Origin of the sequence: Nocardia sp. NPDC060259, assembly GCF_042728775.1 — a bacterium.
Classification (GTDB): domain Bacteria; phylum Actinomycetota; class Actinomycetes; order Mycobacteriales; family Mycobacteriaceae; genus Nocardia.
Genome location: NZ_JBHXAY010000085.1, coordinates 21,510 through 32,986 on the forward strand (window position 1 = coordinate 21,510; position 11,477 = coordinate 32,986).

General features: G+C 69.5%; 11 protein-coding genes. All 11 read left to right on the forward strand.

Annotated elements, in window-relative coordinates:
- The first annotated feature begins 3 nt into the window (after positions 1-3).
- Positions 4-1,014 carry an alkaline phosphatase family protein gene (locus ACFWF2_RS25360; protein ID WP_379309947.1) on the forward strand — a complete coding sequence of 337 codons (1,011 nt, stop codon included), beginning with the start codon at positions 4-6 and terminating at the stop codon, positions 1,012-1,014.
- A 162-nt stretch (positions 1,015-1,176) separates the two neighbouring features.
- Complete coding sequence (locus tag ACFWF2_RS25365; protein ID WP_189023761.1) at positions 1,177-3,546, forward strand: bifunctional (p)ppGpp synthetase/guanosine-3',5'-bis(diphosphate) 3'-pyrophosphohydrolase; 2,370 nt, start codon at positions 1,177-1,179, stop codon at positions 3,544-3,546.
- A 247-nt stretch (positions 3,547-3,793) separates the two neighbouring features.
- Positions 3,794-5,398 (forward strand): cutinase family protein, encoded by a 1,605-nt coding sequence (locus ACFWF2_RS25370; protein ID WP_379309948.1) that lies wholly within the window; start codon positions 3,794-3,796, stop codon positions 5,396-5,398.
- Between the two features lie 55 nt (positions 5,399-5,453).
- Positions 5,454-6,503: a hypothetical protein gene (locus ACFWF2_RS25375; protein WP_379309949.1), complete on the forward strand. Its 1,050-nt coding sequence runs from the start codon at positions 5,454-5,456 to the stop codon at positions 6,501-6,503.
- A 12-nt stretch (positions 6,504-6,515) separates the two neighbouring features.
- Entirely contained in the window at positions 6,516-7,367 is an 852-nt protein-coding gene (locus ACFWF2_RS25380; RefSeq protein ID WP_379309950.1) for a MinD/ParA family protein, read from the forward strand.
- An 8-nt stretch (positions 7,368-7,375) separates the two neighbouring features.
- Positions 7,376-8,008, forward strand: a complete 633-nt coding sequence (locus tag ACFWF2_RS25385; RefSeq protein WP_379309951.1) for a hypothetical protein — start codon at positions 7,376-7,378, stop codon at positions 8,006-8,008.
- Between the two features lie 94 nt (positions 8,009-8,102).
- Positions 8,103-8,399 carry a hypothetical protein gene (locus ACFWF2_RS25390; RefSeq protein WP_022566424.1) on the forward strand — a complete coding sequence of 99 codons (297 nt, stop codon included), beginning with the start codon at positions 8,103-8,105 and terminating at the stop codon, positions 8,397-8,399.
- Positions 8,396-8,650, forward strand: coding sequence for a hypothetical protein (locus tag ACFWF2_RS25395; protein WP_378849371.1), 255 nt, complete (start codon positions 8,396-8,398; stop codon positions 8,648-8,650). Before ACFWF2_RS25390 ends, ACFWF2_RS25395 begins: the two co-directional genes overlap by 4 nt.
- Before the next feature lie 16 nt (positions 8,651-8,666).
- The gene (locus tag ACFWF2_RS25400) at positions 8,667-9,275 is read left to right on the forward strand and encodes a hypothetical protein (RefSeq protein ID WP_379309952.1); all 609 of its coding nucleotides are present in this window, start codon (positions 8,667-8,669) and stop codon (positions 9,273-9,275) included.
- Positions 9,272-10,084 carry a hypothetical protein gene (locus tag ACFWF2_RS25405; protein ID WP_379309953.1) on the forward strand — a complete coding sequence of 271 codons (813 nt, stop codon included), beginning with the start codon at positions 9,272-9,274 and terminating at the stop codon, positions 10,082-10,084. Before ACFWF2_RS25400 ends, ACFWF2_RS25405 begins: the two co-directional genes overlap by 4 nt.
- A 92-nt stretch (positions 10,085-10,176) precedes the next feature.
- The coding region (locus tag ACFWF2_RS25410; RefSeq protein ID WP_379309954.1) for a hypothetical protein at positions 10,177-11,477 on the forward strand (1,301 nt) is incomplete at its 3' end.

Genomic DNA, 11,477 nt, shown 5'->3' on the forward strand with positions numbered 1-11,477 from the left:
GACATGCGCGAGCTGTCGGCCCCCGCGAAGGTCCTCGTGGCACTGGTCACCGCCCTGGTGACTCTTCCGCTGCTGTGGTCGGCCGCGGGCTCCGACACCACCTTCGACGATCCGGGTGTCGCGATCGATCCGGCGGCCGCGTTCGGCATGCCACGCCGGGGTGGACCGGAGGCGAAGGTCGTCGTCATCGGGATCGACGGATTGCTCTGCGACAAGGCCGACCGTGCCCAAGCCCCGCGACTGCGGCACCTCGCCGCGCAGGGGCTGCTCTCGCGCGGCAGCATCGCCGGGCACATCACCGTCTCCGGGCCGTCGTGGGCGAGTGTGCTGACCGGGGTGTGGGACACCGCGCATGGCATCACCGGCAACGAGTTCGACGCGAGCCCGTTCCTGGCCTACCCCAGCGTCTTCACCCGGATCGAACGCGCCGACCCCACGCGGCACACCGTGTCGATCGGCACCTGGCACCAGATCGCGACCATCGCCGCCAGTGGTGACCGGCGGGCCGACGTCGCCCTGACCACCTCGCCCGACCCGCGCGACAGCGACGAGGCGCTCACCGACGCGACCACCGCGACCGAGGTGGTCGCCGCGATCGAGCGGAGCGGGCCCGATCTGGTGTTCACCCACCTCGACCAGGTCGACCTGGCCGGTCATCAGCACGGTGGCGCATCGCGTGCCTATCTCGCCGCTATCCGCCGCGTCGACGTGCTGGTCGGGCAGATCGTCGCCGCCGTCGACCGGCGCGCCGCCGAGCATCCACGCGAACAGTGGACCGTGCTGGTCACCACCGATCACGGCCACCTGCCGACGGGTGGGCACGGCGGCCAGACACCCGCCGAGACCGCCAATTTCGTCATCGCCCGCGGCGCTGACTTCACCTCCGGCACCACGACCAGCGCGTACACGCTGATCGACATCACCCCGACCGTGCTCGACCTGCTCGGCGTCCCGCCCGGCCGCCTCGACGGTCACAGCCTGCGCACGCGGCGGGCAGCGATCGACGAACGCTGATCGAACCGCAGGTCGGAGGCCGATTTCGGGCCGAGTCGGGACCGTCGCACGCCCGTGACCGCCGGGAATGGAACGCCTGGTCGGTGTGGGGACTAAAGTTGGTGGTCCGGGCGGTTGCAGCACTCGGCCGAAGGGTCCGAATGCAGCGTGAGAGGCGGTGGCATGACTCGACAACTCGGCGAGGCGAAGGTTGGGCAGGAGTCCACCGGCGCCCCGCGGACCGACGGTGCCCCGGCGACCCCCGAACCCGCCAAACAGTCCCCGACCGCCTCCGTGCCCAGCTCGGCATCGCGGCGCGTGCGGGCCAGGCTCGCGCGCCGGATGACCGGTCAGCGCGGCATCGCGGCGGTGAAGCCGGTCCTGGAACCGCTGGCCACCGTCCACCGGGAGCTGTACCCGAAGGCCAATCTGGCGCTGCTGCAGCGCGCCTTCGACGTCGCCGACGAACGGCACGCCAAACAGTTCCGTAAGTCGGGCGACCCGTACATCACCCACCCGCTGGCGGTCGCCAACATCCTCGCCGAGCTCGGCATGGACACCACCACGCTGGTCGCCGCCCTGCTGCACGACACCGTGGAGGACACCGGCTACTCGCTCGAGCAGCTCAAAGAGGAGTTCGGGCAGGAAGTCGCCCACCTCGTCGACGGCGTCACCAAGCTCGACAAGGTCAACCTCGGCGCGGCCGCCGAAGCCGAGACCATCCGCAAGATGATCATCGCCATGGCGCGGGACCCGCGCGTGCTGGTGATCAAGGTCGCCGACCGGCTGCACAACATGCGCACCATGCGCTTCCTACCGCCGGAGAAGCAGGCCAAGAAGGCCAAGGAGACCCTCGAGGTGATCGCGCCGCTGGCGCATCGCCTCGGTATGGCCACGGTCAAATGGGAGCTCGAGGACCTCGCCTTCGCGATCCTGCACCCCAAGAAGTACGACGAGATCGTGCGCCTGGTCGCCGACCGCGCGCCCTCGCGCGACACCTACCTGGCCAAGGTGCGCGCCGAGATCGTCAACACCCTCGCCGCCTCGCGGATCAACGCGATCGTCGAAGGCAGGCCCAAGCACTACTGGTCGATCTACCAGAAGATGATCGTCAAGGGTAAGGACTTCGACGACATCCACGACCTGGTCGGCATGCGCATCCTGTGCGACGAGGTCCGCGACTGCTACGCCGCCGTCGGTGTCGTGCACTCGCTGTGGCAGCCGATGGCGGGCCGGTTCAAGGACTACATCGCGCAACCGCGTTACGGCGTCTACCAGTCGCTGCACACCACCGTCGTCGGCCCGGACGGCAAGCCGCTGGAAGTGCAGATCCGCACCCAGGACATGCACCGCACCGCCGAGTTCGGCATCGCCGCGCACTGGCGCTACAAGGAGACCAAGGGCAAGCACTCCGGTGACGCCGCCGAGGTCGACGACATGGCCTGGATGCGCCAGCTGCTCGACTGGCAGCGGGAAGCCGCCGACCCGGCCGAGTTCCTCGAGTCGCTGCGCTTCGACCTCAAATCGCCGGAGATCTTCGTGTTCACGCCCAAGGGCGATGTGATCACGCTGCCGCAGAAGTCGACCCCGGTCGACTTCGCCTACGCCGTGCACACCGAGGTCGGGCACAAGTGCATCGGCGCCAGGGTCAACGGCAGGCTCGTCGCGCTGGAACGGCAGCTCGAGAACGGCGAAGTCGTCGAGGTGTTCACCTCCAAGGCGCAGAACGCCGGACCGAGCCGCGACTGGCAGAACTTCGTAGTCTCGCCACGCGCGAAGGCCAAAATTCGCCAGTGGTTTGCCAAGGAGCGCCGCGAGGAAGCGCTCGAAAGCGGCAAGGAGCAGATCTCCAAGGAGGTCCGCCGGGTCGGGCTGCCGCTGCAGCGGTTGATGAGCGTCGACGCCATGACCGCGGTCGCGCACGAACTGCACTACTCCGACATCTCCGCGCTCTACACCGCCGTCGGCGAGCACCAGGTGTCCGCGCACCATGTGGTGCAGCGGCTCATGGCCCAGCTCGGTGGCATCGGTGACGTGGAGAACGAGCTCGCCGAACGGTCGACCCCGTCGACCACCCCGAGCAGGCAGCGGGTCACCGGCGACGCGGGTGTGCTCATTCCCGGCGCCTCCGGCACCGTGGCGAAGCTGGCCAAATGCTGCACGCCGGTGCCGGGCGACGAGATCATGGGCTTCGTCACCCGCGGTGGCGCGGTGAGCGTGCACCGCACCGACTGCACCAATGCCGGATCGTTGCAGTCGCAGGCCGAGCGGATCATCGACGTCGAGTGGGCGCCGTCGCCGTCGTCGGTGTTCCTGGTCGCCATCCAGATCGAGGCACTGGACCGCACCAGGTTGCTGTCGGATGTCACCAAGGTGCTGGCCGACGAGAAGGTCAACATCCTGTCCGCGTCGGTGGCCACCCACGGCGACCGGGTCGCGATCAGCAAGTTCACCTTCGAGATGGGCGACCCGAAGCATCTGGGCCACCTGCTCAATGTCGTGCGCAATGTCGAGGGCGTCTACGACGTCTACCGGGTGACCTCCGCCGCCTGACCCCGAATTCCCGCGAGGGCACCGTCGTTCGCGACGGTGCCCTCGTCTTTTTCCGAGCCGCCCGGATCGCCAGGCGATTGCTGAGACAACGGTGTTTGCCGGGGGCAGTGAAAGGGCCACTTTGGGCAGCGGTTGGGAGTCCCGGAATCTGTTACGGTTTACTGCGTTTCAACGCTCCACTGGTCAGCCGAAACGGACTGTGATGCGGATCGATATGGCTCGGTGCACGACACGACTCACGGCGACGATGATCTCGTTCGTCGTCGCTTCGGTGACGGCATCGGCAGGTGTGGCCTCCGCGGACGAGGGCGCGCCCGACGCTCCCTCCACCCAGGTATCGATCTCGGCGTGTCCGGCACTGTACGCCTTGGGGATTCAGGGCACAGGCGAATCGTCACCGGACGCCGCGACCAGTACCGACACCGGCATGCTGTCGACGGTCTTCCGGCCGATGTTCGCCAAGGCTGCCGAGCCGGGGCTGGTCGATCGCGCGTATGTGCCGTACGAGGCCGGATTCGGTGGCGCGGTACCGGGTGGGGCTGTGCCCTACACACAATCGGTCGACGGTGGACTCGAGCGGCTGCGGTCGATGACCGCCCAGGTCTTGCAGCGCTGCCCCGACTCGCGGATCGCGGTGGTCGGGTATTCGCAAGGCGCCCACGTGGCCTCGCTGTTCGCCCAGGAAGTGGGCGCGGGCACCGGCAAGGTGCCCGCCGACAAGGTCGCCGCGGTCGCGTTGTTCGCCGACCCGACCCGTGGCACGAACGCGCCGGTGTTCCCCGGCGCGCCCGACCGGACGACGCCGAGCGCGGCACCCGGTACCTCGGGTGAATCGCTCGACGCTGTCGCCGCGGTGCGCCAGGCCCCCGCGCCAGGCGGTGGGCTCGGAGCGAGCGGCACTCAGCCCGCCGACTTCGGCAAGCTCACGGGCCGGGTCGCGAGCTTCTGCGCGACAGGTGATCTCGCCTGCGATGCGCCGCAGGGCGCCCCGCTCCTGCGGGCGGTGACCAATCTCGTCAGCCAGGTGAAACTGTCCGGTGGCGACCCGATCGGCTCGCTGGTCTCGATCGCGCAGGCGCTGGCCTACACGTCCATCAAGACGGCCTCGACGGTCGTCAACGAGGATATCTCCGGCAGCACGCTCGCGGATGTCTCGCTCTCGCCGAAGAAGTCGATCTCCCAGCGCATCGCCGACGCCTCCGACCCGCGCAACCAGCTCGATGTGAACGCCACCTATCAGGCGCTGCTGAAGGTCGGCATGATCGGGCTCAACGCCGTCACCACCGTGGTGAAGACCCTGCTCAATCCGGCGAGCATCGCCGAATTGGCCACCGCGACACTGTCGAATCCGCTGGTCGGGCTCACCTTGCTCGGCACCAAGCTGGTCGGCGCCGTGCCGCAGCTGGTACCGCCGACCACCGGGATCCGGCTGGTCAGCGAGGCGTACACGGCCGTCCAGCAGAACATCACCGACAACTCCGAGCTGCTCGACGTGACCACCTGGGTGCGCTACTGGGACACCACGCAACGCCACGACGCGTACTCGCGCATGGGCGTCGGCGCGCAGGGCGCGACCCCGACCCAGTACGTCGCGGACTGGCTCGCCGCGGTCGCGCGAGACGCCGCGGGCGCCTCCGGACGGGGTGCGGTGCCGGTCGGCGGGTCGGACCAGCGCAGTGCCGGAATCTTCACCAGCCCGACCGGCGCGTCTACGACGCCCACACCCTCCGGTGGGGGACAATTTCCGTTCGGGACAGGAGCCGATGGCGCCTCATCCGGTGGCGCGTCGACTCCGCCTGCCGCGTCACCCGGAACCATCGCTCCCACCACCCGTCCGTTCTCTGTGAACTGATCACCGAGAGGTCTGCAATGCGAATCGATGTGCCCGGCGCCGCGGAAAGGGGGGAATGTTGAAGTCGTACAACGAACTGTCGCGCTGGTATTCGGCGCTCGAGCCAGAGACCGAGGCAGCCGACCCTGCGCGCCAGGACACCGCCGACCAGGCGGCGGGCGAGGACGACGGCCTCGACCGATATTCGCAGCGCCCCGAGCGCGCCCCGTCCGCCGACCAGGCAGCCGAGCCCACCGGGCCCGAGCTGTCCACCACGGCAGGGGACGACTCGGACCGCACGACCGGCCTCGACACCGATCGCCGGGACACCGACGACGGCTACGACAACTCGGCCTACGGCGCCCAGCCGTACCCGATCGAACCCGAGCCCGAACCGGAGCCGGCGCCGCCGGCCGAACTGGCCGCGCGGCGCAGCGAATTCACCGGCGGCTGGTCGGACTGGGTCGCCGAACCCGCACCGGGCCCCGATGACGACTACGACGCCCGACTGGTCCAGTTCCCCTGGCCCGACGCCGCGGCCGACGACTACGACGAGGCGCGGGTACTCCAGCCTTCCGGCGCGCTGCGCGCGAAAACCCGCCGCAACCGCACCTGGATCGTGCTCGCCGTCGCGGTACTCGTCTTCGTCCTCGCCGCGACCGGCGTGTTCTTCCTGCTGCTCGGCCGCGGCGGCGACACCGCCGAACGCGCGGCGCCCCTGCACTTCGTGGCGGGCAACATGGCCGCCGACCCGCAAGGTCCCTGCCCGACCGAACGCACCGAGACGGTGGTGCGCAGCGCCGAAGCGGGCGGCACCGGCTCGGGCCCCGACGCCGTGCTCGCCTTCCAGTACGCCTACTACGTGAACCGATCGGGGGAGCAGGCCAGGGCGCTGGCCGCCCCCGGCGCCGCTGTCTCGCCTGCCGCCGTGATCCAGCGCGGTATCGATTCCATCCCGGTGGGGACCACCCACTGCGTGCGGATCACCACCGTCGCCGCGGATCGGTACACGGTGGAGGTCACCGAGTTCCGGCCCGCGGGCGCACCGGCCACCTACACCAAGCAGTCGGTGCGGACCGCGCTGATCGGCGATCGCACGCTCATCACGGGCATCGCGGCAGGGTAAGGAGCAGAGGCGATGACAGACGACTGGAGCCGATGGCTCGACGAAGCCCCCGAGGGGGAGCCGTCGGGTGACGTGGCGCGTGATCCGGCTCCGGTGGTGCGGTTGCGGCGCAAGAGCGGTGAGCGCGCCGAGGGCGGGCGCAGGCCGATCCTGGTGGTCGGCGGCTGTGGCGGCGCGGGCACGACGACGACGGCGCTCGGGCTGGCGGGCGAACTGGTCACCGAGGGCGCCACCGTGGCGGTGGACGCCACCGCGGCGGGCAGCGATCTGGCCCTGCGCGGCGCCGACAAGCACCTGCATCCGGTGAATCTGCAGTCGTGGGTCTACGGCCGCGGCGACGACGAACCGGCCCCGCTCGAGGACTGCCTGTCCCGGTCGACCTCCGGGTTCGGACTGCTCTGGCGCGACGCGACTCCGCTGCGGCGGCGCGCGACATATCTCACTGTCGCCAGGGCTTTGGACAACGGTGGGTACACGGCGGTCTACGACGGTGGCAACCCGATTGCCGGTCGGCAACTGCGCCCGCTGCTCGACGACGCCGATATCGCACTGGTACTGGCGATTCCGGCCCGCGTCGACGCCGCCAACCGCCTGCGGGTCACGCTGGAATGGCTCGACGACCACTACGGTGACGACGGCGCCGGTGTCGTCGCCGACACCACCATCGTTGTCTCACACCAGTATTCGCACGACGACTCGCGGGTAGCCGAGCATTTGCGCGAGCATCTGTCCGGCTGGGTGCGCGAGGTCGTCGAGATCCCCTACGACCCGCATCTGGCCCGCGGTGAGCTGGTTCGGCACAGCGAACTGGCCGAGGCGACGCGTGCGGCATATGGGCGGTTGCTCGCCGGGGTGGCATCATGACGGCCGCTATGAATCTTCGTCGTCGTCGTGAACCGGCGCCCGCCGGAATCGGTGTCGTCGCGCCGCCCGAATCGCTGCGCGCGCCGATCTGGGATCGTCCGGTGCCCGGGGTTGGCCGGGCGCCGCTGGTGTGGCTGCTCGGCGTGCACGGTGGCTCCGGCGCAACCACGCTCGCCCACGTGCTCGCCCCCGCCGCCGACGCCCGCGGCCGGTGGCCCGGTGTGTTCGACCGGGAATCCCCCTATGTCGTCCTGGTCGCGCGCGAGACCATCTCCGGCCTCACCCGCGCGCACGACCTGCTGCGCCAGCACCACGCCGGGCTCGCCGGTCCGTCGCTGGTGCTCGGGCTGATCACGGTCGCCGCGCGCCCGGGACGGGTACCACCGGAGATCCGGCGGTACCGGGATGTGGTCGGCTCACTCGCCGGGCACGTCTGGCAGGTGCCGTGGATCGAGGAATGGACCCTGGTCGAGTCCGAGGCGCTGCCGGTGTGGTCACCGGGGGACGACGTGGCGCCGCGCAAGCGCCGGGTCGATCCGCTCGACGAGGTGCCCGCCGAGATCGGTGAGCTCGGAACCGATCTGGTCGCCGCGATCCGCGCGAGTATCGACGGGCCTGGCCCGGGGGAGGGTCGATCGTGAACGCCGGGCGGTCGGGCCGCCGGTGGTGTACAAACGGTTGTCGGCGTCGAAGTGTTTGTGGCACAACACCTTTACAGTGGGAGAAAGGCACCCGATGAGCATGATCCTCCTCGCCGTGCAGGACACGTACGGCACCGTCCTGGCCCAGGTGGGTAATCCGACACCGGAAGCTCCTCCCGGCTCGGAGAAGATCCTGCAGCTGGTGCGATACCTCACCTGGTTCGTGCTGCTGTCGGGCATCTGCGGCATCACCTACGCGGGCGGCAAGTTCGCTTGGGAGCGCTGGACCGGCGGTGGCCTCGAGTCGCCGAAGATGGTGGCGGGCGCCATGATCGGCGGTGTCGTCGCGACCAGCGCGGGCACCATCATGAACGCGGTCATCGGTACGTGATCACCGTGCTCGCCTATAAGCAGATCCCGGCCGACGTGCTGGCGCCGATGATGCAGCTGCTGAACTGGCTGCTCTGGTTCGTCCTGCTGTCGTGCCTTGCCTGGATGATCCTGTCGGCGGGTCGGCTGTGGATCGCGTTCCGCTCCGACCTGGCCGTCAACGACGCCTCACACGGCGTCCTGATGAGCCTGCTCGGCGCGGCGGTCGCCAGTACCGCCTCCGCGATCGCGCTGGCGTTCCTGCCGGCGTGAGGGTTCGGACGGAAAGATGAATTCCACAGTGACACGGCCGGTCGCGGTCGGCATCGCCCTGCTGGCCGCGGCGGTCGGCTGCGGCGGTGGCGACGACGCGGGCCCCGACCTGTCCGCCGCACCGACCGGGGTGCGCTGGCAGGACTACCAGGGCATCGCCCTGCCCCAGTCCGACCAGGGCCCGGCGACGGTGGCCCAGGGCGCCGCAACGGGTTTCGAGCATTCCCCGCGCGGGGCAGGGCTGGCGGCGCTGACCCACACCATCCGGCTGTCGGTGGCGCCCGACAACCAGTGGGCCACCGTGGTGAATCAGGAACTCGTGCCGGGTCCGGCCCGCGACGAGTGGGCGATCAATCGCGTGCAGCTGTCGATCACCGGGCCCGCCGCGCCGGAGTACGCGCCGAGATTGTTGGGTTACAAAATCACCGAATACCGTGACGAACAGTCCCGGGTCGATGTCTATACCGAATATTCGGACAGATCCAGGGCGGTGAACCACACCACGGTCAGCTGGTACGGCGGAGACTGGCGACTGCAGTTACCCGATCCGCAGTCCACCGACCGGCCCGTCGACGCGATCGACGAATTACCCACCGACATTGTGACATTGGAGGCACCGACGTGAGCGAGAAGGAGCCGGGCGCGCGCGACCGCGCTTCTTTCGGCATGATCGCCTCGGGTGCCCTGCTCGCCCTGATCCTGGTCGTCGGCGCGGTCGTGTACTTCACCAGCAGCGACGCCGAGACCGACAGCGCGCCGCCGCCGGCGCAGGCCGCGGGCGGAACGGGTTTCGCCGATCCCGAGATCGATCTGCTCGGCAGGCGCGTGGACGTGCCGAACAACCCGGCGGGTCAGCCGCTGGCGCAGGTACCGGGAACCCAGCGCACGCCCGTCGATTCGGACTGGCTGACCGGGGCGCCGGAGGGCACGACGAAACCGCATGGCTGGCAGCGGGTGTACGGCGCCTCGGTGCCGTTCTCCACCTCCGACGGGCCGACCAGGATCTCCGACGGTCTGGCCGTCGGCTACGCGCGGACCCCGCAGGGCGCCGCGCTCGCCGCCGCGCAGATCACCTACCGGCTCAACGCCAGGCCCGCCGATCGCGACCTGTACGTCACGCAGGTGCGGGTCAGTTCGGCGCAGCTGGCCGCCTACGACTCGGCGCTGTCGAGCGACCGGCTGCCGAAACAGCAGCCGGAGAAGGTGACCCGCTACTTCGTGGCATCGGACGCGTTCAAGATCGACGATTACGCCGACGACATGGCCATCGTGCGACTCGCCTCGCGCGGTCCGGTCATCGACGGCAAGCAGTTGTACGCCGCCATGCGGATGATCGTGGTGTGGGACGAGGGCGACTGGCGGCTCAAGCCGTCGACCACGACCAACACCCAGACCGAATATGTGGAATCGCTGGCGGGGTGGACGAAATGGTGAGCATCGGTGTACAGCAGCACAGCCCGGATCGATTCCCTGCGGACCATCGAGGGGTGCCAACAATGCTGAGGCGGATCGTCACAATATTCGCGGTGATCTTCACCGTGATGATCGCGACGCCGACGGTGGCCTACGGCCAGACCTACGGCTTCGACCAGGCGTGCAACGAGCTGCACGACACCCTCGACAGTGTCGCCATTCCCGGTGTATCCCTCGGGGACGCGGCCTCGGCGGTGTGCAAGGCGGGCAATGCCGCCACCCATCCCGGCGACGCGGCGACCGCGGTCAAGGACAAGGCGTGGGACTCCACCTTCGGCAAGGTGGTCGACTCGCTGATGAAGGGTCTCGGCGAGGCGCTGATCCTGGCGCTGACGTTCTGGATGAAGGTGCCCAACGAGGCGGTGAGCGACTCGGGCGCCCTGTTCACCAAGATCAACGACTACACCTATCAGATCCAGATGTTGTTGCTGATCGCGTCGGTGATCATCACCGGCGGCAGATTGGCCGAGGCCAGACGCGGGGCGGCCGTCAGCGAGGCCGCCGAATCGTTCCGGCTTTTCGCCCGGGTCGTGTTCAGTTCGTGGATGCTCGGCGCGGTGATCGTCGCGGGCACCAGGGCCTCGGACCGGTTCTCCGAGTGGATCATCGAGGACGCGACCGGCGGCAATGCCAAGAACATGGCCGAGCTGATGGTGAAAACATCCAAGCTGCAGGCGTTCTCGCCCGGTCTGGTGCTGATCATCGCGATCGTCGGTCTGCTCGGCGCGCTCGCGCAGATCGTGCTCGCCATCGTCCGGCAGGGTCTGCTGGTGGTCGCCGCGGGCGTGCTGCCACTGGCCGCGGCCGCGTCGGCGACCGGGACCGGTAAGCAGTCGTATCAGAAGCTGGTCGGCTGGATCATCGCGTTCATGCTGTTCAAACCGGTCGCCGCGATCGTGTACATGATCGCGTTCACCACCGCGGGACACGTCGACGAGACGACGACCTCTGCCGGGCTGCCGGAAGGTGAACAGGCACAGCGGATGCTGGTCGCGCTGGTGCTGCTGTGCAGCGTGGCGTTCGTGCTGCCCGCGCTGATGCGCCTGGTCGCACCCGCGGTCGCCACGGTCGGCACCGGTGGTTCCGGTCTGATGGTGGCCGGTGGTACCGCGGTCGGCGCCATGGCGCTCGGCGCGATCGGTACCAAGGCGGTCGCCTCCCGGCCCGCCGCGGCGCCCGGTTCGGCCGGCTACTTCGGTAGCGGCGGCGCCGGTCCGCGTCCGGGCGGCGCGGGTCCCGGTGGCGGCGCGCCCCGCGGCCCGGCGCCGACACCGCCACCGCGCGGCGGTGGTTCGGCTCCGGCGGCGCCCAGCTCGGGTTCGGTGCCCTCGGGCGCTGCTCGCAATGTCATGGC